Source organism: Mesorhizobium sp. 113-3-9 (assembly GCF_016756515.1).
In the GTDB taxonomy this organism is placed as follows: domain Bacteria; phylum Pseudomonadota; class Alphaproteobacteria; order Rhizobiales; family Rhizobiaceae; genus Mesorhizobium.
Map to the genome: position 1 here is coordinate 1,838,534 of NZ_AP023246.1, position 19,648 is coordinate 1,858,181.

Below are 19,648 nucleotides of genomic sequence, written 5' to 3' on the forward strand. Positions count from 1 at the left end.
ACCCTTGAAACCAAGGTTCCGGGCGGTGAAATGTCGTCCTCACATAGCGATATGAGGCCTAGTCGGCAAGCGGATGATGATCGTTGACCAGCCGCACCAGCCGCTCCTCCAGCACATGGGTGTAAATCTGTGTCGTCGATATGTCGGCATGACCGAGCAGCTGCTGCACGGCCCTGAGATCGGCGCCATTCTGCAGGAGATGGCTGGCGAAAGCATGGCGCAGCACATGCGGCGATATCTTGCCCGAAGCGATGCCGGCCCGCGCTGCCAGTCCTTTCAGGTCGCGGGCAAAGACCTGGCGCGAGAGGTAGCCGCTGTCCGATGCGGCCGGAAACAGGAACGGGCTGTCGGCGAAGACAGGCACCCCGGCCCGGGCAGCCAGCCAGGTCCGCATCGCCGCGCGCGCCTTGGCCGACAGCGGCACCATGCGCTCCTTGTCGCCCTTGCCGCGCACCATGAAGAAACGGTCGTCGCGCCGCGCCACCGTAACCGGCAGGCCGACCAGCTCGGAAACGCGCAAGCCCGTGGCATAGAGCACCTCGACCAGCGCATGCAGGCGGAGCGCCGCCAGCCTGTCGCTATAGCCCAGCCCGGCATCGCCGGCTTCGGTCGCGGCGCGGTCGATCAGCCGGCCGGTCTCGGCCTCGCTCATCGTCTTGGGCAGCGGCCGACCCTTTTTCGGGCTGTCCAGCGTGCCGGTCGGGTCGTCGCCGCGCAGACCCTCGGCATAGAGGAATTTGAAGAATTGGCGGATCGCCGACAGTTTGCGCGCTTGCGAGGTCGGCGCGAAGCCGCGCGCGGCGATGTCGTCGAGATAGGCGCGGATATCGGCGGCGGCCGCACCGGCAAGCCCGCCATCGATCTGGCCCGAAGCGTCTTCGAGGTCGCGCCGGTAGGAGGAAAGCGTGTTTTCTGCAGCGCCCCGCTCGGCGCTCATCATTTCCAGGAAGGCCTCGATGCGGGCGGCGCTGTTCATCCTAGCGATCAGTTTCTTCGGGTCAATTTCTCTTGGGATTCAGCTTGTCCGGGGGGATGCGCACGCTCATCTCCGCTTTTTTCGGCTCGACGAACATCACCAGTGCGAACATCGTACCATAGGCAATGCCGGCCAGAATCGCGAGGGTCACGACAAAGCGAAACAGTGTCGGCATCAATTTTCGCTCGTCTTCTTGTTCTGCGTTTCCAAACCCTGTGCCCTTATGGGACGCCAATCCGGCCAATTCAAGGAAGAAGCGGAGGCCTGTTGGCAACTTCTGATGCAGGCGCCCATCCGCCCATATCGGGCTCCGGGCGCTCGGCACGCTTGACGCAAACCGGCTTTTCATGTCGATACGCCGGCAAAGAGGGCCCAAGAAACAGCTGATGAACGCGCACCAGGCAAATCCTCCAGGCGAGACCCACGCCGCGCTGCTTGGCCGGCTGGGCGGCAGGTCCATTGTCTTTGTCGGCCTGATGGGCGCCGGCAAGACGGCGATCGGCCGCAAGGTGTCGACCATGCTTTCGCTGCCCTTCATCGATAGCGACCAGGAAATTGAAAGCGTTTCGCGCATGACGGTGCCGGAGCTGTTCGAGCGCTATGGCGAGACCGAGTTCAGGGCGCTGGAGCAGCGTGTCATCCTGCGCGTGCTGGAAAATGGCCCGCAGGTTCTGTCGACCGGCGGTGGCGCCTTCATGAACGCGCAGACGCGCGAGGCCATCGCGGCCCATGGCGTGTCGGTGTGGCTGAAGGCCGAACTCGACCTTCTGATGGAACGGGTCTCCAAGAAGCAGAACCGGCCGCTGCTGAAGAGCGCCGACCCCCGCGCCGTGCTGGAGCGGCTGATGGGGGAGCGCTATCCGGTCTATGCGACCGCCGATGTCACCGTGCCGACCCGCGACGACCGCAAGGAGATCATCGCCGCCGAGGTGCTGGACGCACTGTGCCGGCATTTCGGCATCGATGAGATCGCAGCGACGGGCGAGGTCGAATCGTGAGCGCGGATCAGCCCGTCACCGTCGAAGTCGGGCTTGGTGACCGGGCCTACGACATATTGATCGGTTCCGGCCTTCTGTCGCGCGCCGGTGAGGAGGTCTCCCGCCGGCTGCCGGGCACGCGCGCGGCTGTCGTCACCGACGAGAATGTCGCCGCCGCGCATCTCGATACGCTGAAGGCCGGGCTTGAGAAGGGCGGCATCCAGCCCACCGTCATCACAATGCCACCCGGCGAGAAAACCAAGAGCTTTGCCCATCTCGAAGAGGTGGTCGATGGCGTTCTGGCAGCCCGGCTGGAGCGCGGCGACGTCGTCATCGCGCTTGGCGGCGGTGTGATCGGCGATCTCACCGGTTTTGCCGCCGGCATCGTGCGGCGCGGCATGAATTTCGTGCAGATCCCGACCTCGCTGCTGGCGCAGGTCGATTCCTCCGTCGGCGGCAAGACCGGCATCAACAGCCCGCGCGGCAAGAACCTTGTCGGCGTCTTCCTGCAGCCCAAGCTGGTGCTGGCCGACACCGAAGTGCTCGACACGCTGCCGATCCGCGAATTCCGCGCCGGCTATGCCGAGCTCGCCAAATACGGGCTGATCGATCGGCCGGAATTCTTCGCCTGGCTGGAAGCGAACTGGAGACAGGTTTTCGCCGGCGGGCCGCAGAGAGCACAGGCGATCGCCGAGGCCTGCCGGGCCAAGGCCGATGTCGTCGCGCGCGACGAGTTCGAGACCGGCGACCGCGCGCTGCTCAATCTCGGGCACACGTTCGGCCACGCGCTCGAAGCCGCCACGCAGTATGACGGAGCCCGCCTCGTCCATGGCGAGGGGGTCGCCATCGGCATGGCGCTGGCGCATCGGTTCTCCTCGCGGCTCAATCTGGCGAGCCCCGACGACGCGGCGCGCGTCGAGACGCATCTGCGCGCCGTCGGTCTGCCGTGGCGGATGTCCGATATTCCAGGTGACTTGCCCGATGCCGAGGCGCTGCTTTCCTTCATCGGCCAGGACAAGAAGGTATCGCGCGGCGCGCTGACCTTCATCCTGACGCGCGGCGTCGGCCAGGCCTTCATTGCCAAGGATGTGCCCGCTTCGGAAGTGCTGTCCTTCCTGAGGGAAAACCATCCCACCAGCCGGAAAGCCGGCTGAGATGGACAACGAGACGGGCTGGATCGTCGTCGCCGTCCTTGCCATCGTCATCCTGCTGGTCGTTGCCGTGCGCACGCGTCTTCTCGCCATGTTCGGCTATGAGCTGTCGCGAATCGAGCCGCAGCGGTCGAGCCAGGACGAATTGCGTGGCGCGGTCGACGATTTCCGCCGCGACGGCCAGGTGGTGCGCGAGGACCGCGACCGCGTCGGCGGCCTGTTCGATCTCGAAGAGCTCGAAGTCTCCGATATCATGGTGCACCGCACCAACATGCGATCGGTAAACGCCGACAATGCGCCGGAAGCGGTGGTGCGCGAGATCCTGCAGAGCCCGCACACGCGCATGCCGTTGTGGAAGGGCTCGCTCGACAATATCGTCGGCGTGCTGCACGCCAAGGACCTGCTGCGTGCGCTGAACGAAGTCGGCAATGATTTTTCCAGGATCGACGTGATGAAGATCGCCTCGAAACCCTGGTTCGTGCCCGACACCACGACCTTGCAGGAACAGCTCAACGCCTTCCTGCGCCGCAAGGCGCATTTCGCCATCGTCGTCGACGAATATGGCGAGGTCGAGGGGCTGGTGACGCTGGAGGACATCATCGAGGAGATTGTCGGTGAAATCGCCGACGAACACGATGTCGACATACAGGGCGTCAAGCAGGAGGCGGACGGCTCCGTTGTCGTCGACGGCACGGTGCCGATCCGCGACCTGAACCGGGCGCTCGACTGGAACCTGCCGGACGAGGAGGCGACCACCATCGCCGGCCTTGTCATCCATGAGACACAGTCGATACCAGAGGAGAAGCAGGCCTTCACCTTCCACGGCAAGCGCTTCATCGTCATGAAGCGCGACAAGAACCGGATCGCCAGGATCAGGATCAGGCCGGTCGCTTAGCTTGGCGGCAGGCCACGTCACCGATCCTTCATTGGAACTTCGCGTCGCCCCGGTGCATTTTGCGCCGGGCGGTCAGGAGAAGATGATGATCGATCGGCGAACCCTGCTTTTAGTTTCGATGGCGGCTTTTCTGCCGGCCACGACTTTCGCGCGGCAATCCTCGCCCTCTCCCAAAACCTTCGATTACGGGCCGGCCAAGCTCGACATCTACGCGCCCGACGGCGCGAACGGACTGCCTGTCGTCTTTTTCGTCCATGGCGGCGCCTGGGAGTTCGGCAAACGCAGCCAGGTGGGCGCCAAGCCGGCATTCCTGCTCGCCAACGGCTTCTGCTTCGTTTCGATCGACTACCGCATGCTGCCTGAGGCCGATGTCGCCACCCAGGCCGCCGATGTGGAAAAGGCCTATGCCTTTGTCAGGGCCAACATCGCCGGGCATGGCGGCGATCCCAAGCGCATTGTTGGCATGGGCCATTCGGCAGGTTGCCATCTGATTGCCTTGACCGGCATGCGCGGCGGGCTGCCCGGCGTCGCCGGGCTGCTCCTCGACGACACCAGGGCCTATGACCTTGCGGCGCTCGAGAAAAATGGCGGCATGGTGCGGGCCTATGCGCGGGTCTTTTCCGATCGCTCGCAATGGGCGGCACTGTCGCCGGCCAGCCATGTCGACGGCCGCAAGCATCCGCCGACCTTCATCGCCTATTCGCGCGCCGAGGGCCGTGGCGAGGAGTCCAAGGCCTTTGCCGAGCGCCTGCGCGCCACGGGTACCGAGGTGACACTGTTCGACGGCAGTGCCTATACGCACATGTCTATCGACCGCGATTTCGGCAGGGATGGTGACGCGCTGACCGCTGCCGCCCTGGCATTCCTGAAATCCGCGGCCGGCTGATCGCCGAAGACTTTCCGCTCGTCCATTCCTGCGACTGGATCATGCCAAAAGCAGCGGCGGGATATTGCCGCGCGGACATCCGCGGGTGCAATTGCTCCATCTGCTTGACGCAAATCCGTAAGGGAAGGCGCTACGCGCCTGTCCCGGATTTGCTGCTGACCGCGAATGGGGAGAAAATTGCATGAATGGTGCCGATGTGCTGTGCGACGTGCTGCTGGCCAATGATGTGACGGTCTGCTTCGCCAATCCCGGCACCTCCGAGATGCATTTCGTTGCCGCGCTCGACCGCAAGCCGGAGATGCGTTGCGTGCTTGGCCTGTTCGAGGGCGTCGTGACGGGGGCGGCCGACGGCTATGCGCGCATGACCGACCGTCCGGCCGCGACTTTGCTGCACACAGGTCCGGGCCTGACCAATGGGCTGGCCAACATGCACAATGCGCGCCGTGCCAGGACGCCAATGATCAACATCGTCGGCGACCATGCTTCCTATCACCTGGCCCTCGACGCGCCGCTCACCAGTGACATCGAAGGCCTTGCGGCGCCGATGTCCAACTGGGTGCGCCGGATCGAAGGACCCGCAGATGTACAGCCGGCCACCGAAGCCGCCTTCCGCGCCTCGCTGACGCCGCCGGGCGTCACCACGCTGATCCTGCCGGCCGATGCCGCCTGGGGCGACGCCAACCCTGCCTCGCCGGGCAAGGTCGTGCTTTCTCCGCCGCCGGCGGTCGACATGGATGCCGTGCGCGAGGCTGCCGCCGCGATCCGTGACGCGCCAGGGCGCGTCGGCATGATAGTCCGCGGGCGGGCGGCGCGTGCCGATGCGCTCGAGATCGCCGGCCAGATCTCGACAGCCTGCGATGTCCGTCTGTTCAGTGAGGTCCTGATCGCGCGCATGCAGCGCGGACGCGGGCGCGTGGCGCCGACCCGCATTCCCTATCCGATCGATGCGGCGACGGCGTTGCTGGGGGATATCGATGTCCTGGTGCTGGTCGGCGGCAGCGAGCCGGTCGCCTTCTTCGCCTATCCGGGAAAACCGGGGCGGCTTGTGCGCGACGACTGCCAGGTGCTGACGTTGGCCGCCCATGGAGATGATCTGCGGGCGGCGCTCGGAGCGCTTCGTGATGAGCTCGGCGTCAAGCCGTCGCAGCAGACGGTGTTCGCGACCACCTTTCCCGACGAGGCAGCGCCGCGCGGCCAGCTCACGGAAGACGCCATCGCGCTGTCTGTAGCGCGCAAGCTGCCGGCCAATGCGATCGTCTGCGACGAGGCGGTCACTTCGGCCAGGCGTTTCTTCGCGCTGTCGGCCTTCGCCGCGCCGCATGACTACATGATGGGCACCGGCGGATCGATCGGCGGCGGTATTCCGATGGCGACGGGGGCGGCGATCGCCTGTCCCGACCGCAAAGTGATCAATCTGGAGGCCGATGGCAGCGGCATGTACACGGTGCAGGGCCTGTGGACGCAGGCGCGGGAAAATCTCGACGTGGTGACGATCGTCTTTTCCAACCGCACCTACGCGATCCTGCATGGCGAGATGAAGAATGTCGGCGTCAATGCGATCGGCGAGAACGCCAGGCGCATGCTCGACCTCGACCATCCCGCGCTGGACTGGGTGTCGCTGGCCAAGGGCATGGGGGTGGAGGCGGCGCGCGCCGACACCTGCGAGCGATTCGACGCGCTTCTGGACAGCGCCCTGTCGCGGCGCGGCCCATTCCTGATCGAAGCGCTGATCTGACCGTCCAACTGACAGGCGGGCGGGTCCGACCTACCAGCGCGTCTTCTCACCGGGCGCCGCCGGTTCGATCGCCAGCGCGTGCACGCCGGCCTTCAGTTCGTCGGCCAGCAGTTCGTTGACGGCGCGGTGGCGGTCGATGCGGCTCATGCCGGCAAAAGCGGACGCGACGACGCGGACGCGAAAATGCGTCTCGCCGGTGCCGTCATAGGCGCCGTGATGGTCGGAGCCGTGGTGGTGATGGCCGGCGTGGAGATGACTTTCGTTGATGATGACCAGCCGATCCGGCGAAAATGCCCTGTTGAGCTTGTCTTCCATGGTCGCCTGTATGGACATTGCCTTCTCCCTTCACCACATATGGCTGGCGTAACAGCCCTGGGGGCCGCTGTTTCGCAACTAAATCCGCCATTCGCCTGCTTTAAGCCGCGATTCAGCGGTTAGGGCGATGATCGCGAAAATGTCAATTCTTGTTTCGCATCTGCGAACGCCCCATAAATGGGTGAGATGAAGCCGTATCCCAAATATTTCGAGAAGATTCGCGTCCGCCCTGACAAGGACGCGGAGCTGAAGTCGCACTCGCCGATTTGCCAGTGGGACGGCTGCAAGGAGGCCGGCACCCATCGCGCGCCGGTCGGGCGGATGAAGGAGGGCGAGTATTTCCGCTTCTGCTTCGACCATGTGCGCGAGTACAACAAGGGCTTCAACTATTTCTCCGGCGTGCCGGATACCGAGGTGGCGCGCTTCCAGAAGGAAGCGATGACCGGCCACCGGCCGACCTGGAAGATGGGCGTCAACGGCGCCTCGACGCGTTCATCGCCTGATATGGCGCAGATGCGCTCCGGCCGCGCCGGCTACTACAACCGCATGCGCGACCCGTTCGACCTGTTCAAGGGACCGAAGGATCCGCGCGAGGCGCGCGAGCGCAAGGCCAAGCCGCTTGAGGCCAAGGCGCTGGAAACGCTTGGCCTTGATACAAAGGCGACTGGCAAGGATATCAAGGCGCGCTATAAGGAACTGGTGAAGCGTCACCATCCGGATGCGAATGGTGGCGACAGAGGTTCGGAAGACCGGTTCCGCGATGTGCTGCAGGCCTATCGCGTGCTCAAACAGGCGGGCCTGTGCTGAGCGACCCTATGGTTTGTGTCGTTTTCCAACTTTCATAAGGTTGGAAAAGGCTTTAAGACCGCCCCCGAACAAAATCGATTGCCGGCGAAACGGGACGTTTCGCCCGTGGAGACGTTGAGAGATATGAACAAGGTCGATCGCGACATCGCCAACCTGCCCGACACGACGGTGTCGGTTAAGGAGAAATTCGGCTTCGACTCCAAGATGGTGGTGCCGGCCTACTCGGTGACATCAGAACATGTGCCTGATGTCGATCCGGATTATCTGTTCGACAAGGCGACGACGCTGGCGATCCTCGCCGGCTTTGCCTACAACCGCCGCGTCATGGTCTCGGGCTATCACGGCACCGGCAAGTCGACCCATATCGAACAGGTCGCGGCCCGCCTCAACTGGCCCTGCGTGCGCGTCAACCTCGACAGCCATGTCAGCCGTATCGATCTCGTCGGCAAGGACGCGATCGTCGTCAAGGACGGGCTGCAGGTCACCGAATTCCGCGACGGCATCCTGCCCTGGGCCTACCAGCACAATGTCGCGCTCTGCTTCGACGAATATGACGCCGGCCGCCCGGACGTGATGTTCGTCATCCAGCGCGTGCTGGAATCCTCGGGCCGGCTGACGCTGCTCGACCAGAGCCGGGTCATCCGCCCGCATCCGGCGTTCCGCCTGTTCTCGACCGCCAACACGGTCGGCCTCGGCGACACCACCGGCCTCTATCACGGCACGCAGCAGATCAACCAGGCGCAGATGGACCGCTGGTCGATCGTCACCACGCTGAACTACCTGCCGCACGACAATGAAGTGAACATCGTGCTGGCCAAGGCCAAGCACTATCGCGATGGGAAGGGCAAGGACATCGTCAACAAGATGGTGCGCGTCGCCGACATGACGCGCTCGGCCTTCATCAATGGCGATCTGTCGACCGTGATGAGCCCGCGTACGGTCATCACCTGGGCCGAGAACGCCGAGATCTTCGGCAATATCGGCATGGCGTTCCGGCTGACCTTCCTCAACAAGTGCGATGAGCTCGAGCGCTCGGTGGTGGCCGAGTTCTACCAGCGCGCTTTCGGCGAGGATCTGCCCGAGAGCGCCGCCAACGTGGTGCTGGGCTAAGCAGAGCCTCGATGGCGGGTCCGGGCGACAACACGCGCAACAAGTCCAAGACGGGGTCTGAAGCCGACAGCTTCAAGCGCGCCGTCACCGTCTGCATGCGCGCCATTGCCGGCGACAAGGACATGGAAGTCGGCTTCGCCAAGGATCGGCCGGCGCTCGCCGGCAGCCGTGCGCGCTTGCCCGAACTGCCGAAAAAGGCCTCGAAGACCGACATCGCGATCACCCGTGGGCTCGGCGATTCCATGGCGCTGAAGCGCGCCTGCCACGATGCGCGCATCCACACCAAGCTGGCACCGGAAGGCAAGGCGGCCCGCGCCATCTATGACGCGGTCGAGCAGGCCCGCGTCGAGGCGATCGGCAGCCGCGCCATGCAAGGCGTCGCCGACAATATCGGCTCGATGCTGGAGGATAAATACACCAAGGCCAACCTTGTCGACGTCAAGGACAAGGCCGACGCGCCGATCGAGGAAGCGCTGGCGCTGATGGTGCGCGAGAAGCTGACCGGCCGGCCGGTCCCGAAGAGCGGCGAGCGGCTGGTCGAACTCTGGCGGCCCTGGGTCGAGGAGAAGGCCAAGGCCGACCTCGACGGGCTGTCGGCCAAGCTCGACGACCAGCAGGCCTTTGCCCGCGTCGTGCGCGAGATGCTCGCCTCCATGGAAATGGCCGAGGAACTCGGCGACGACCAGGAGACGGAAGACTCCGAGGACAATGACGACAACCAGCCGCAAGGCGAGGAGCAGAGCGAGGAGGGCGGTGAAGAGGATTCCGGCTCCGAGCAGTCGCAGTCCGAGGATGCCGAGGCTTCGGCCGATGACGAGCAGTCGTCCGAGACGGAGGCGTCCGACGCCACCGCCGACGACCTGTCCGACGATGACGATGCCGATGCCGAGACGCCCGGCGAGGCGCGCCGCAACGACAATCCCTTCACCAATCTGCCGAAGGAAATCGACTACAAGGTCTTCACCACCGCTTTCGACGAGACGGTCGGCGCCGAGGAGCTTTGCGAAGAGGAAGAGCTCGACCGGCTGCGCGCCTTTCTCGACAAGCAGCTTGCCAATCTGTCGGGCGTGGTCGGGCGGTTGGCCAACCGTCTGCAGCGCCGGCTGATGGCACAGCAGAACCGGTCCTGGGATTTCGACCTCGAAGAGGGCTATCTCGATCCGGCGCGGCTGGTGCGCGTCGTCATCGACCCGATGCAGCCGCTGTCCTTCAAGCAGGAACGCGACACAAAATTCCGCGACACGGTGGTGACGCTGGTGCTCGACAATTCGGGTTCGATGCGCGGACGGCCGATCACGGTCGCCGCCACCTGCGCCGACATATTGGCGCGCACGCTGGAACGCTGCGGTGTCTCGGTCGAGATCCTCGGCTTCACCACCCGGGCCTGGAAAGGTGGGCAAGCGCGTGAAAAATGGCTGAAGGACGGCAAGCCGCCGAACCCCGGCCGCCTCAACGATCTGCGCCACATCATCTACAAATCCGCCGACCATCCGTGGCGTCGGGCACGGCGCAATCTCGGCCTGATGATGCGCGAAGGCCTGCTCAAGGAAAATATCGACGGCGAGGCGCTGCTGTGGGCGCACAACCGGCTGATCGCCCGGCCCGAACAGCGCAAGATCCTGATGATGATCTCGGACGGCGCGCCGGTCGACGATTCGACGCTGTCGGTCAATCCGGGCAATTACCTTGAGCGGCATTTGCGCGCCGTCATCGAGCTGATCGAGACGCGCTCGCCGGTGGAATTGCTCGCCATCGGCATCGGCCATGACGTCACGCGCTATTACCGCCGCGCCGTCACCATCGTCGATGCGGAGGAACTGGCCGGTGCCATGACCGAGCAACTGGCCTCGCTGTTTGCCGAAGAAAGCGTACGCGACACGCGGCGCGGCGGCATGCGGCGCGCCGGATGATCCTTTCGCGGGGCGGGTTTCGGCAGACGGTTCTTGCCGCTTGCGCATTCGCCGGCATGGTCCTTTCACCGGCGATTGCGGCCGGGCCGGCTTCAGTCGAGCCGGTCGAGGTTTCGGCGAGAGCGATAAGCCAATTCAAGATCGGACATGACGAGAAACAGTTCGGTCCGCTCGAATTCGTCGGCGGCCTGGAAATGACCTCGAAATCGCGCGATTTCGGCGCGCTGTCGGCCTTCCGCTTTCTGAAAGCGGGCAGCGATTTCATCGGCGTGGCCGACACCGGCTACTGGTTCTTCGGCACGGTGGCCCGTGATGCCGACAGGCGACCCGTAGCCATCCAGAACTTCCGCATGCAGCAGATGGTCGACCAGAGCGGGCAGCCGATCGACGAGAAATGGGAAGTCGACGCCGAGGGCCTTGCGGTCAAGGATGGCATCGCCACGGTCGGTTTCGAGCGCAACCACCGCGTCTCCCAGTTCAGGATCGACCCGGCCAATATGAAGGCGCCATACCGGCAGCTGGATTTCCTGGTGCCGGCGCGGGAGCTGCGCCAGAACCGCGGCTTCGAGACGGTCACCCACGCCAATGTCAATGGCCAGCACGAGGGCGGTCTGGTCGTGGTCTCGGAAAAGAGCCTCGACAAGGCCGGCAACATCTATGCCGCCATCATCGAAGGGCCGCACAAGGGCGTCTTCACCGTCAAGCGCAATGACGATTTCGACATCACCGATGGCGCCTTCCTGCCGGATGGCGATCTTTTGCTGCTGGAGCGCAGTTTCACCATGGCGGGCGGGCTCAAGATGCGGCTGCGGCGCATCCATGGCGAGAGCGTCGAGAAGGGCGCCGTCGCCGACGGGCCGGTGCTGCTGGAAGCCGACATGGGCTACCAGATCGACAATATGGAAGGTCTTGACGTCTGGACCCGCGATGACGGCGCGCTGATGGTGTCGCTGATCTCCGATGACAACCACTCGATCCTGCAACGCAACCTCTATCTGGAATTCATTCTCCACCAGGATTGAGAAGCCGCTCCAACCGCGAAGCTGAAGTTGAGGGTTTTCAACGGCGGATTCGATTTGGGGCGGGTTCGATCTGGTTGGGGTCGACTGCCCGTCACTCGATTTACAAATACTTTAGTCAAGACTTGACAATTGGCGCTCCTGCCGCAATACTCAAGTCCATGCTTAACTATTCCGAGATCGACTGCATCCTTCGCGCTCTTGTCGAGCCAACCCGTCGCCAGATCCTGGAAAGGCTAAGCCGCGGACCGGCCACCGTCAGTCAGCTGGCGGAGCCGTTCGGCATGACGTTTGCCGCCGTGCTGCAGCATCTGCAGGCGCTGGAGGCCTGCGGGCTGATCCGCAGCGAAAAGATCGGGCGGGTGCGCACCTGCCGGATCGAACCGGGCGGGCTTGCCCCGCTCGCAGACTGGATTGCCGAACGCCGCATACCGGCGGAACGCCATCTCGACCGGCTCGGTGAAATCCTGGCCGAGTCAAATCCATCCCCAGAAGGCCAATCCCCCAGGAAGAAACAGGAAAAGGACGAAAAGCAATGAACCAGATCGCCCCCGTGAAGGACGAGCATTCCGTCATCCACTCCACATTCACCATCGAGCGGACCTACCCGCAATCGCCGGCCAAAGTCTTCCGTGCTTTTGCCGACAAGGCGACGGTGCGGCGCTGGCGGGTCGGAGGCGACGGTTTTACCATCGCCGAATTCAGCTTCGACTTCCGTGTCGGCGGTGGCGAGGTGTCGCGCTTCAGTTATGGCGGCGGCCCGGAGGTCAGGCTCGACGCCCAGTTCCAGGACATCGTTCCGGACCAGCGCATCGTGTTTTCCTACCGGATGGCGATCGGGCCGCACCCTATGTCGGTGTCGCTGACCACCGTCGAACTGACGCCCGTAGGCGATGGCACAAGGCTGACCTATACCGAGCAAGGCGCTTTCTTCGATGGCGTCGATTCCGCCAAGGGACGGGAGGAGGGGACGCGCGGGCTGCTGGAGAGCCTCGCCGCGGAACTTCAGAGGTCAAGGTAAGCCCGACGCCGCCAGCGACGGCTTGGTCAGGACCGTGGGCTGTTGGTGGCGATCCAGATGACATGGCGCGCGCCGCGCTTGCCGTTGGCGCGCGTGTTGACCTCCTCGACAGCGAAACCCGCCTGCTTGAGCCGCCGCGTGAAGCCTGTATCCGGCCCCTGCGACCACACTGCCAACACGCCGCCGGGTTTGAGGGCACTGCGCGCGGCGCCAAGGCCCGCCAGGCTGTAGAGGGCGTCATTGCCCTTGTGGACGATACCCTCGGGGCCATTGTCGACATCGAGCAGGATCGCGTCCCAGGCCGCAGGCCCCGACCGTATCGATTGCCCGACATCGGTCTCCTGGATGGTGACGCGGGGATCGTCGAGACAACCGCCAAACACTTCCGCCATCGGGCCGCGCGCCCAGGCGACCACGGCCGGCACCAGTTCGGCGACAGTGACGCTGGCATCCTTGCCGAGTTCGGCAAGAGCAGCGCGCAGCGTGAAACCCATGCCAAGGCCGCCGATGAGGATCCTCGGCTGCCGATGGCCCGAAATCCTCTGGCCCGAAACCCTCTGGCCCGAAATCCTCTGGCATGACAGTCTCGCCAGCGCTTCCTCGGAGCCGCTGAGGCGGCTGTTCATCAGCTCGTTGGTGCCGAGCATGATCGAGAATTCGCTGCCGCGCCGCTTGAGACGAAGCTCTTGGGCACCATCCCCGGTCTTTGCCGAATCGAGCTGGACCCAGGGGATCATGGGCTTTGTCTGACCATGATCTTTTCCGAAAACCGGGAGCCACTTTTCGGGATCATGGTCTAGGCGGCCACTGCCGGCTGGCTCCAGCGGGTGGCGAGCAGCCGGTAGGGGATAAGCGCGACCACGGCAATGATCAATTTCACCGAGAGATCGCCCAACGCCCAGGAAACCCAGCGCATGGCCTCGATATGGAAGACGCCCATCAGCGGCGCCGTTTCGAGCGCAAAGCTATCATTCGGGCCGGCAAAGGCGAAAGCGGCCGAGAAAGCGACGGTGAAGAAGACCATGGTGTCGAACACCGATCCGACCAGCGTGCCGACGATTGGCGCCCGCCACCAGCTCTGCCGGCGCAGCCGGTTGAACACGGTCACGTCAAGCAATTGCGCGGAGAGGAACGCCGCGCCTGAAGCGGCGGCGATGCGCGCCAGCCGGTCAGCGGCGGTCTCGAATTCGATCAGGCCATGGCGGAACAGGAAGGGCGGGACGAGGATCGAGCAAACCACCGCCGTCATGAAGCCGACAAAGACGATCCGGCGCGCCACGGCAGGCCCGTAGCGGCGGTTGGCGAGGTCGGTGACGAGGAACGAGAAGGGATAGGTGAAAGCGCCCCAGGTAAGCAGGTCCGCCAGCGACAGGCCGCCGATCTGGCCCTGCATCGGGAACTGCACGAGGATGTTCGACGCCACGACGACAAGCGCCATGGCGGCCACGAAGGGCAAATATCGCGAGAAGGAAGTCATTTTTTTATCCTGGGTAATGGAACCAGCGGAGCATCTGCCCATCGGGCGGTGCTCGCTTCGTAGTCGAGCATCGGATTGTCGAACCTTGCGGATCCATCCGATGCTCCAAGCCAACAAGAGGTTGGCCCGGGCGGTCCCCCGCCTTTATCCGATGTTAGGCAGCGACCTGTTCGGCCAGCTTCTTGGCGATCTGCTTCTTCAGCAGGCGCGCGCGCTGCGACAGTTCCTTGACGTCGGCCTTGGCCAGGAAGGCGTCGAGGCCGCCGCGATGCTCGACCGAACGCAGCGCGTTGGCCGAGATGCGCAGGCGCACATTCTGGTTCAGCGCTTCCGAAATCAGCGTCACATTGACGAGGTTCGGCAGGAAGCGACGCTTGGTCTTGTTGTTGGCGTGGCTCACATTGTTGCCGGTCTGGACTGCCTTGGCAGTGAGTTCGCAGGTGCGGGACATAATTCTAACCTTCAGTTCTCTCGGGACCTGCCAAACCCTTGTGCCCACGCCGGGTGGCGCGCGGTTCTGGTCAGGCGGCCTTATGGAAAAAGTTGGCGTTCCATAGTTGCATTTCACAGGGGCGTCAAGCTCCGGCTTCCCCACGGAAGCGCCCGGCATTTCATATTAAGGCCGGATTTCACCCTATAAGCGGTCTTATAGGGACATGCCAGACCGGAGTTGCCCGCCTCCGGCCGAAAATCAAGGATCCGATCCCGCCATGCCTCGTTTGTCTCACGCACTTGTTGCCGTGCTTGCCATCGCCTTGCCGTCGGCCGCCTCCGCTGCCTCGCCGCAGTCCTTCAAAGGAGAATACACGGTCTCGTTTCTTGGCCTCTCGATCGCAAGATCGACCTTCTCAAGCCACTATGAGAACGGCGCCTACGCGATCGACGGCACCGTGACGGCGGCCGGTCTCGCCAAGCTGTTCGACGACACGCGGGGTACGATCTCGTCCAAGGGCACGATTTCGGGCCAGAAGATGGTGCCGCAGGCATTTCGTGCCGATTACACCTCCGGCAAGAAGGCGTCCGCGATCGACATCCGCTTTGCCAATGGCAACGTGACCTCGACGCAGGTCATCCCGGCGCCCGGCAAGCGTGACCCCAATGCCTGGGTGCCGATCGGTGCCGGCGACCTCGCCGCGGTGCTCGATCCAATGGCGGCGACCGTCATCCATGCCGACAGTCTCGATCAGGTCTGCGGCCGCAAGGTCAAGTTCTATGACGGCGAGATGCGCGCCGATCTGACGCTGACCTACGCCTCGAAAGGCACGATCTCGGTGCCGGGCTACAAGGGCGATACCATAACCTGCCGGATGGGTTTCGAGCCGGTGGCCGGCTATCGCAAGGGCCGCAAGGCACTCAACTATCTCAAGAACAAAAGCCGCATGATGGTGACGTTTGCGCCGCTCGGCCAAACCGGAGTATATGCGCCGATCCACGCCACGGTCGGAACGCAGATCGGCACCTTGACCATCAGCGCCGGGCGTTTCGAAGCGGTACAATAGGCACGCCACCGGAAACAGAAGAGGGCGCGCCACGGGAGAAAAAATGGGGCGCGCAACACTGATCGGCTTTTCGGCGGTCGCCATGTGGGCGCTTTTGGCGCTGCTCACCGACGCATCCGGCAAAGTGCCGCCGTTCCTTTTGTCGGCAATCACCTTCTCGATCGGCACTGGCGTCGGGCTGGTCGCACGGCTGTTCATGCCGGCGGCCGACAGGAGCCAGAAAATACCACCCCAGGTCTGGGTGATTGGCATTGCCGGCCTGTTCGGCTACCACTTTTTCTATTTCACCGCCTTGCGCAACGCGCCAGCGGTGGAGGCGAGCCTGATCGCCTATCTGTGGCCGCTGCTGATCGTGCTGGGCTCCGCGCTGATGCCGGATGAAAAACTGGCGTGGAACCATGTCGTCGGCGCGCTGCTCGGCCTGGCCGGCACGGTTCTGATCGTGACCAAGGGTGGCGGGCTGGCCTTCGATGCACGCTACACCTTCGGCTATGCGATGGCCGCCATCTGCGCCCTGTTGTGGTCGTCCTATTCGCTGTTGTCGCGGCGCTTTCCGTCGGTACCGACCAGCATCGTCACCTGGTTCTGCGCGGCGACCGCCGTGTTGTCGCTCGTTTGCCATCTGGCGCTGGAGCAAACGGTCCTGCCGGACGGCGCCGGCCAGTGGCTGGCGGTGCTTGGCCTTGGCCTGATGCCGGTGGGGGCTGCCTTCTATGCCTGGGACATCGGCGTCAAGCGCGGCAACATCCAGGTGCTGGGGGCGGCGAGCTATGCGGCGCCGCTGCTGTCGACACTGGTGCTGATTGCGGCCGGCGTCGCCGAGCCGTCACTGCGCATCCTGACCGCCTGCGTGCTGATCACCGGCGGCGCGGCCCTGGCGGCCAAATCCCTGTTCCTGCGCAAGCCGGTCGCGGCTGGGGGCGAGGCCGGGGCATCCGAAAGCGGAGCCGGGGCATGACGATGCCGTTTGCCGGCGGCATCGATGCCAACGCCAATGCAACGCTGATCTTTTCGTTGGTGGCGGCGGTGATCTACGCCTTCTCCTCAGGCATGGCGCCGACGCTCGCCCGCTCGGCGGCAAAGACGCTCGCGGTCGCGATGCTTGCCGTGCTGGCGGCGCTGCAAGGTGGCCCGCTGCTGCTGGTCGCCGCTCTTGCGCTCAGCGCCATTGGCGACGCGTTCCTGTCGCGCGACGGCGAAAAGGCGTTTCTCGGCGGCTTGGCCAGCTTTCTCGTCGCCCATATCGTCTATATCGCGCTGTTCCTGCGCAGCGGTGGCGGGTTGGCACTGCTTGGCGCGGAAGCCTGGCGCGGGGCGATTGCCTTGGCATTGGCGGTGTTCGTGATCGTCATGCTGGCTGCGCTCTGGCGCCGCGTCGGCCCCAGCCTGCGTGTTCCGATCGCCTGTTATGTCCTGGCGATCCTGGCGATGGGCATGGCGGCACTGACGACGAGCAATGCCTGGGTCATCGGCGGCGCAGTGCTGTTCATGGCATCGGACGGGCTGCTGGCCACGGAGAAATTCCTGGTCGCGGCCATCTCGCCACATCGCGGCTGGATGCGTTTGGCCGTCTGGGTCTTGTACTATGCCGCCCAGCTCTCGATTACGCTGGGTTTCCTGCTGGGTTAGGCTGCCAGCCCGGCGCGGCCAGTTCGAAGGCGGCGAAATCAAACCCCGGCGCGACGGTGCAGCCGACCAGCGTCCAGTCGCCCAGGCTGCGCGCCGATTGCCACCAGCCTGCCGGTACGACGATCTGCGGTCGTTCGCCCGCCGCGAGTTCGATGCCCAGCACCTGCTCGATCACGGCTGCGCCTTCTTCCCACATCGACAGCGCCAGCGGCGCGCCGGCGTGGAAGTGCCAGACCTCGGCGGCGTCCCTGACCCGGTGCCATGCCGAAAGCTGATGCTGTTCCAGCAGGAAGTAGATCGCGGTCGAATGGCCGCGCGCACCGCCGGCTTCGTCGCGAAATGTCTCCGCGTACCAGCCGCCTTCCGGATGCGGTTTCAGACCAAGCAAAGCGATGATTTCCGCGGAACTCGTCATGGGGTCGACGATACCACCAGGCTCAGAAATTGTCCTTGCGTTTGCGGATTTCGGCGAACACCTCGGCATTCCCGGCCTTTTCCATGCCGAGATGCTTGCGGATCGCCGGATCGTGCCAGCGCAGGAAGGGATTGGTCGACAGTTCCTCGCCGATCGTCGTCGGCAGTGTCGGCTTGTTGTCGACCCGCAGTGCCTCGATCCTGGCGGCGCGCTCCCTCAATGCCGAATTGGTCGGGTCGACGGTCAGCGCGAAACGGGCGTTGGCGAGCGTATATTCGTGGCCGCAATAGATTGTCGTCGCGGCGGGAAGCGCGGCCAGTTTCTTCAGAGAATCATACATCACCGGCGGTTTGCATTCGAACAGCCGCCCGCAGCCGAGCGCGAACAGCGTATCGGCGGTGAACGCCACCTGCGATGCCGGCAGATGATAGGAGACGTGCCCGGCTGTATGGCCGGGGGTGGCGATCACCTCGATGCGCTCATCGCCGAGATGAAGGACGGAGCCTTCTTCAACGGTTTCGTCAATGCCGGGGATCTTGGCCTTTTCCGCCTCCGGGCCGACGATGCGCAGCTTGAAGCGCTCCTTCAGCGCCAGATTCGCCTCGACGTGATCCATATGATGATGCGTGGTCAGGATCATCGTCGGCGTCCAGCCGGTGCGCTTGATCGCGGCCAGGATCGGCGCCTCCTCGGGCGCGTCGATGATCGCGGTCTGCCCGCTCCTGGGGTCATGCACCAGCACGCCGAAATTGTCCGCGCGGCACATGAACTGCTCGATTTCGACCGCCATTCGCATCTCTCCTTTTGTCGCCGCAGACATAGGGCGCCAGAGGACGGATGTCATCCACGGGATGACGAATGTCATTCCCGGGGATGATGAATCTCATCCGAGTATGTCGGGCGCCTCAGGGCCCTTTGTTGAATCCGGCCGATATCACGGCTACATCCCTGACATGCATTCCGACATCGTCGACCTTCGCTCGTTCTACTCGACAACGCTCGGCCGGTTCGCCGAACGCTCGATCACCATGGCGCTGTCCTCGATATGGGCCGCCGTGCCAAACGAACGCCTGGTCGGTCTCGGCTATACATTGCCCTGGCTGGAGCGTTTCGGCTCCGACGCCGAGCGGGTCTTCGCCTTCATGCCGGCGACGCAGGGCGCCGTGGTCTGGCCGGCAACAGGGCCGACGGCGACCGCCCTGGTCTTCGACGAGGAACTGCCGCTGGTCGATTCCTGCATCGACCGCATGTTGCTCGTCCATTCGCTCGAACATGTCGAAAACCCGCGCGAGACGCTGAACGAGATCTGGCGGGTGCTTTCGCCCGCCGGGCGCGTCGTCATCGTCGTGCCGAACCGGCGCGGGGTCTGGGCGCGCTTCGAGCACACGCCGTTCGGCAATGGCCGGCCTTTCTCGCGCGGGCAATTGACGGAACTGTTGCGCGAGGCGAATTTCACGCCGGCGGCGTGGTCGGATGCGCTGTTCTTCCCGCCATCACGGCGACGCTTCATGATGCGCTTCCACAATGTGCTGGAGCGCTTCGGCCGGCGGCTGTGGCCGATCTTTTCCGGTGTCATCGTCGTCGAGGCGCAGAAGCGGCTCTACCAGGGTGTCCCGGTGGTCCAGCGCGCGTCTCGCCGCGTCTTCGTGCCGGTGCTGTCGCCGCATGGCGCGACACGGCTCGGCCGCCGGGCAGAGGCCGGAGGCGCGGCAACGTCGGCTCGCCAGGTGAAACCTTCGTGATCAGCGCGGAAACTTTCCTCGCGCGGCATTTTTCCGACCTATCTGTCGTGCACGGGCGGCGGCCGTCGGCTCTCTTCATCCGGT

At 64.3% G+C, this 19,648-nt stretch carries 23 protein-coding genes; 15 read left to right on the forward strand and 8 right to left on the reverse strand.

What is annotated here, in order from left to right; genetic code table 11:
• Nucleotides 1–58: 58 nt before the first annotated feature.
• Both MesoLj_RS08890 and MesoLj_RS08895 read right to left on the reverse strand, forming a co-directional pair.
• A complete protein-coding gene (locus tag MesoLj_RS08890; RefSeq protein ID WP_202325768.1) occupies nucleotides 59–976 on the reverse strand; it encodes a site-specific tyrosine recombinase XerD in 918 nt (305 codons plus the stop codon).
• 22 nt (nucleotides 977–998) lie between these two features.
• Nucleotides 999–1,151 (reverse strand): histidine kinase, encoded by a 153-nt coding sequence (locus MesoLj_RS08895; protein WP_202327223.1) that lies wholly within the window; start codon nucleotides 1,149–1,151, stop codon nucleotides 999–1,001.
• A 211-nt stretch (nucleotides 1,152–1,362) separates the two neighbouring features.
• Here MesoLj_RS08895 and MesoLj_RS08900 point away from each other — a divergent pair, with 211 nt between their 5' ends.
• The 5 genes from MesoLj_RS08900 to MesoLj_RS08920 all read left to right on the forward strand — a co-directional run bounded on the left by MesoLj_RS08900 (nucleotide 1,363) and on the right by MesoLj_RS08920 (nucleotide 6,620).
• Nucleotides 1,363–1,974 (forward strand): shikimate kinase, encoded by a 612-nt coding sequence (locus MesoLj_RS08900; RefSeq protein ID WP_140772415.1) that lies wholly within the window; start codon nucleotides 1,363–1,365, stop codon nucleotides 1,972–1,974.
• Nucleotides 1,971–3,107 carry a 3-dehydroquinate synthase gene (gene aroB / locus MesoLj_RS08905; protein ID WP_202325769.1) on the forward strand — a complete coding sequence of 379 codons (1,137 nt, stop codon included), beginning with the start codon at nucleotides 1,971–1,973 and terminating at the stop codon, nucleotides 3,105–3,107. Before MesoLj_RS08900 ends, aroB begins: the two co-directional genes overlap by 4 nt.
• Before the next feature lies 1 nt (nucleotide 3,108).
• Nucleotides 3,109–3,999 carry an HlyC/CorC family transporter gene (locus MesoLj_RS08910; RefSeq protein ID WP_140772411.1) on the forward strand — a complete coding sequence of 297 codons (891 nt, stop codon included), beginning with the start codon at nucleotides 3,109–3,111 and terminating at the stop codon, nucleotides 3,997–3,999.
• A gap of 85 nt (nucleotides 4,000–4,084) precedes the next feature.
• Entirely contained in the window at nucleotides 4,085–4,885 is an 801-nt protein-coding gene (locus MesoLj_RS08915; protein WP_202325770.1) for an alpha/beta hydrolase, read from the forward strand.
• A 181-nt stretch (nucleotides 4,886–5,066) separates the two neighbouring features.
• Nucleotides 5,067–6,620 (forward strand): acetolactate synthase large subunit, encoded by a 1,554-nt coding sequence (locus MesoLj_RS08920; protein ID WP_202325771.1) that lies wholly within the window; start codon nucleotides 5,067–5,069, stop codon nucleotides 6,618–6,620.
• 30 nt (nucleotides 6,621–6,650) lie between these two features.
• Here MesoLj_RS08920 and MesoLj_RS08925 read toward each other — a convergent pair whose 3' ends face one another.
• Nucleotides 6,651–6,953 (reverse strand): BolA family protein, encoded by a 303-nt coding sequence (locus MesoLj_RS08925; protein WP_202325772.1) that lies wholly within the window; start codon nucleotides 6,951–6,953, stop codon nucleotides 6,651–6,653.
• Between the two features lie 159 nt (nucleotides 6,954–7,112).
• Here MesoLj_RS08925 and MesoLj_RS08930 point away from each other — a divergent pair, with 159 nt between their 5' ends.
• From MesoLj_RS08930 to MesoLj_RS08955, 6 genes are all read left to right on the forward strand, one after another.
• On the forward strand, nucleotides 7,113–7,742 hold the full coding sequence (locus MesoLj_RS08930) for a J domain-containing protein (protein ID WP_115140634.1): 630 nt from the start codon (nucleotides 7,113–7,115) through the stop codon (nucleotides 7,740–7,742).
• A gap of 123 nt (nucleotides 7,743–7,865) precedes the next feature.
• Nucleotides 7,866–8,852, forward strand: a complete 987-nt coding sequence (cobS, locus tag MesoLj_RS08935) for a cobaltochelatase subunit CobS (RefSeq protein ID WP_056576002.1) — start codon at nucleotides 7,866–7,868, stop codon at nucleotides 8,850–8,852.
• An 11-nt stretch (nucleotides 8,853–8,863) separates the two neighbouring features.
• Nucleotides 8,864–10,762: a cobaltochelatase subunit CobT gene (gene cobT / locus MesoLj_RS08940; protein ID WP_202325773.1), complete on the forward strand. Its 1,899-nt coding sequence runs from the start codon at nucleotides 8,864–8,866 to the stop codon at nucleotides 10,760–10,762.
• Nucleotides 10,759–11,784 (forward strand): esterase-like activity of phytase family protein, encoded by a 1,026-nt coding sequence (locus MesoLj_RS08945; protein WP_202325774.1) that lies wholly within the window; start codon nucleotides 10,759–10,761, stop codon nucleotides 11,782–11,784. The genes cobT and MesoLj_RS08945 overlap by 4 nt, the downstream gene beginning before the upstream one ends.
• Nucleotides 11,785–11,942: 158 nt before the next feature.
• On the forward strand, nucleotides 11,943–12,320 hold the full coding sequence (locus tag MesoLj_RS08950; RefSeq protein WP_202327225.1) for an ArsR/SmtB family transcription factor: 378 nt from the start codon (nucleotides 11,943–11,945) through the stop codon (nucleotides 12,318–12,320).
• Nucleotides 12,317–12,802: an SRPBCC family protein gene (locus tag MesoLj_RS08955; RefSeq protein WP_202325775.1), complete on the forward strand. Its 486-nt coding sequence runs from the start codon at nucleotides 12,317–12,319 to the stop codon at nucleotides 12,800–12,802. Before MesoLj_RS08950 ends, MesoLj_RS08955 begins: the two co-directional genes overlap by 4 nt.
• 26 nt (nucleotides 12,803–12,828) lie before the next feature.
• On the opposite strand, the gene MesoLj_RS08960 is transcribed toward MesoLj_RS08955, so the two are convergent.
• From MesoLj_RS08960 to rpmB, 3 genes are all read right to left on the reverse strand, one after another.
• Complete coding sequence (locus MesoLj_RS08960; RefSeq protein WP_202325776.1) at nucleotides 12,829–13,539, reverse strand: spermidine synthase; 711 nt, start codon at nucleotides 13,537–13,539, stop codon at nucleotides 12,829–12,831.
• A 59-nt stretch (nucleotides 13,540–13,598) separates the two neighbouring features.
• On the reverse strand, nucleotides 13,599–14,279 hold the full coding sequence (locus tag MesoLj_RS08965) for a queuosine precursor transporter (RefSeq protein ID WP_056576011.1): 681 nt from the start codon (nucleotides 14,277–14,279) through the stop codon (nucleotides 13,599–13,601).
• Nucleotides 14,280–14,433: 154 nt separating this feature from the next.
• Complete coding sequence (gene rpmB / locus MesoLj_RS08970; RefSeq protein WP_010911765.1) at nucleotides 14,434–14,730, reverse strand: 50S ribosomal protein L28; 297 nt, start codon at nucleotides 14,728–14,730, stop codon at nucleotides 14,434–14,436.
• 259 nt (nucleotides 14,731–14,989) lie between these two features.
• On the opposite strand from rpmB, the gene MesoLj_RS08975 reads away from it, so the two are divergent.
• Genes MesoLj_RS08975 through MesoLj_RS08985 form a run of 3 tightly spaced genes read left to right on the forward strand, consistent with a single transcriptional unit; the run spans nucleotide 14,990 to nucleotide 17,407 of the window.
• Nucleotides 14,990–15,778, forward strand: coding sequence for a DUF3108 domain-containing protein (locus MesoLj_RS08975; RefSeq protein WP_202325777.1), 789 nt, complete (start codon nucleotides 14,990–14,992; stop codon nucleotides 15,776–15,778).
• A gap of 43 nt (nucleotides 15,779–15,821) precedes the next feature.
• On the forward strand, nucleotides 15,822–16,736 hold the full coding sequence (gene yddG, locus MesoLj_RS08980) for an aromatic amino acid exporter YddG (protein ID WP_202325778.1): 915 nt from the start codon (nucleotides 15,822–15,824) through the stop codon (nucleotides 16,734–16,736).
• On the forward strand, nucleotides 16,733–17,407 hold the full coding sequence (locus MesoLj_RS08985) for a lysoplasmalogenase (protein WP_202325779.1): 675 nt from the start codon (nucleotides 16,733–16,735) through the stop codon (nucleotides 17,405–17,407). Before yddG ends, MesoLj_RS08985 begins: the two co-directional genes overlap by 4 nt.
• Here the strand turns inward: MesoLj_RS08985 and MesoLj_RS08990 are convergent.
• Both MesoLj_RS08990 and gloB read right to left on the reverse strand, forming a co-directional pair.
• A complete protein-coding gene (locus MesoLj_RS08990) occupies nucleotides 17,382–17,822 on the reverse strand; it encodes a cupin domain-containing protein (protein ID WP_202325780.1) in 441 nt (146 codons plus the stop codon). The genes MesoLj_RS08985 and MesoLj_RS08990 overlap by 26 nt on opposite strands.
• Before the next feature lie 22 nt (nucleotides 17,823–17,844).
• Nucleotides 17,845–18,612 carry a hydroxyacylglutathione hydrolase gene (gene gloB / locus MesoLj_RS08995; RefSeq protein WP_202325781.1) on the reverse strand — a complete coding sequence of 256 codons (768 nt, stop codon included), beginning with the start codon at nucleotides 18,610–18,612 and terminating at the stop codon, nucleotides 17,845–17,847.
• A gap of 163 nt (nucleotides 18,613–18,775) precedes the next feature.
• Here gloB and MesoLj_RS09000 point away from each other — a divergent pair, with 163 nt between their 5' ends.
• Nucleotides 18,776–19,564: a class I SAM-dependent methyltransferase gene (locus MesoLj_RS09000; protein ID WP_056576031.1), complete on the forward strand. Its 789-nt coding sequence runs from the start codon at nucleotides 18,776–18,778 to the stop codon at nucleotides 19,562–19,564.
• Nucleotides 19,565–19,648: the final 84 nt, after the last annotated feature.

What these genes read in the sequence shown, in the direction of transcription:
- MesoLj_RS08890 (WP_202325768.1), bottom strand. Translation starts at nt 976, where the DNA reads ATGAACAGCGCCGCCCGCATCGAGGCCTTCCTGGAAATGATGAGCGCC.
- MesoLj_RS08895 (WP_202327223.1), bottom strand. Translation starts at nt 1,151, where the DNA reads ATGCCGACACTGTTTCGCTTTGTCGTGACCCTCGCGATTCTGGCCGGC.
- MesoLj_RS08900 (WP_140772415.1), top strand. Translation starts at nt 1,363, where the DNA reads ATGAACGCGCACCAGGCAAATCCTCCAGGCGAGACCCACGCCGCGCTG.
- MesoLj_RS08910 (WP_140772411.1), top strand. Translation starts at nt 3,109, where the DNA reads ATGGACAACGAGACGGGCTGGATCGTCGTCGCCGTCCTTGCCATCGTC.
- MesoLj_RS08915 (WP_202325770.1), top strand. Translation starts at nt 4,085, where the DNA reads ATGATCGATCGGCGAACCCTGCTTTTAGTTTCGATGGCGGCTTTTCTG.
- MesoLj_RS08920 (WP_202325771.1), top strand. Translation starts at nt 5,067, where the DNA reads ATGAATGGTGCCGATGTGCTGTGCGACGTGCTGCTGGCCAATGATGTG.
- MesoLj_RS08925 (WP_202325772.1), bottom strand. Translation starts at nt 6,953, where the DNA reads ATGTCCATACAGGCGACCATGGAAGACAAGCTCAACAGGGCATTTTCG.
- MesoLj_RS08930 (WP_115140634.1), top strand. Translation starts at nt 7,113, where the DNA reads ATGGGTGAGATGAAGCCGTATCCCAAATATTTCGAGAAGATTCGCGTC.
- cobS (WP_056576002.1), top strand. Translation starts at nt 7,866, where the DNA reads ATGAACAAGGTCGATCGCGACATCGCCAACCTGCCCGACACGACGGTG.
- cobT (WP_202325773.1), top strand. Translation starts at nt 8,864, where the DNA reads ATGGCGGGTCCGGGCGACAACACGCGCAACAAGTCCAAGACGGGGTCT.
- MesoLj_RS08945 (WP_202325774.1), top strand. Translation starts at nt 10,759, where the DNA reads ATGATCCTTTCGCGGGGCGGGTTTCGGCAGACGGTTCTTGCCGCTTGC.
- MesoLj_RS08950 (WP_202327225.1), top strand. Translation starts at nt 11,943, where the DNA reads ATGCTTAACTATTCCGAGATCGACTGCATCCTTCGCGCTCTTGTCGAG.
- MesoLj_RS08955 (WP_202325775.1), top strand. Translation starts at nt 12,317, where the DNA reads ATGAACCAGATCGCCCCCGTGAAGGACGAGCATTCCGTCATCCACTCC.
- MesoLj_RS08960 (WP_202325776.1), bottom strand. Translation starts at nt 13,539, where the DNA reads ATGATCCCCTGGGTCCAGCTCGATTCGGCAAAGACCGGGGATGGTGCC.
- MesoLj_RS08965 (WP_056576011.1), bottom strand. Translation starts at nt 14,279, where the DNA reads ATGACTTCCTTCTCGCGATATTTGCCCTTCGTGGCCGCCATGGCGCTT.
- rpmB (WP_010911765.1), bottom strand. Translation starts at nt 14,730, where the DNA reads ATGTCCCGCACCTGCGAACTCACTGCCAAGGCAGTCCAGACCGGCAAC.
- MesoLj_RS08975 (WP_202325777.1), top strand. Translation starts at nt 14,990, where the DNA reads ATGCCTCGTTTGTCTCACGCACTTGTTGCCGTGCTTGCCATCGCCTTG.
- yddG (WP_202325778.1), top strand. Translation starts at nt 15,822, where the DNA reads ATGGGGCGCGCAACACTGATCGGCTTTTCGGCGGTCGCCATGTGGGCG.
- MesoLj_RS08985 (WP_202325779.1), top strand. Translation starts at nt 16,733, where the DNA reads ATGACGATGCCGTTTGCCGGCGGCATCGATGCCAACGCCAATGCAACG.
- MesoLj_RS08990 (WP_202325780.1), bottom strand. Translation starts at nt 17,822, where the DNA reads ATGACGAGTTCCGCGGAAATCATCGCTTTGCTTGGTCTGAAACCGCAT.
- gloB (WP_202325781.1), bottom strand. Translation starts at nt 18,612, where the DNA reads ATGGCGGTCGAAATCGAGCAGTTCATGTGCCGCGCGGACAATTTCGGC.
- MesoLj_RS09000 (WP_056576031.1), top strand. Translation starts at nt 18,776, where the DNA reads ATGCATTCCGACATCGTCGACCTTCGCTCGTTCTACTCGACAACGCTC.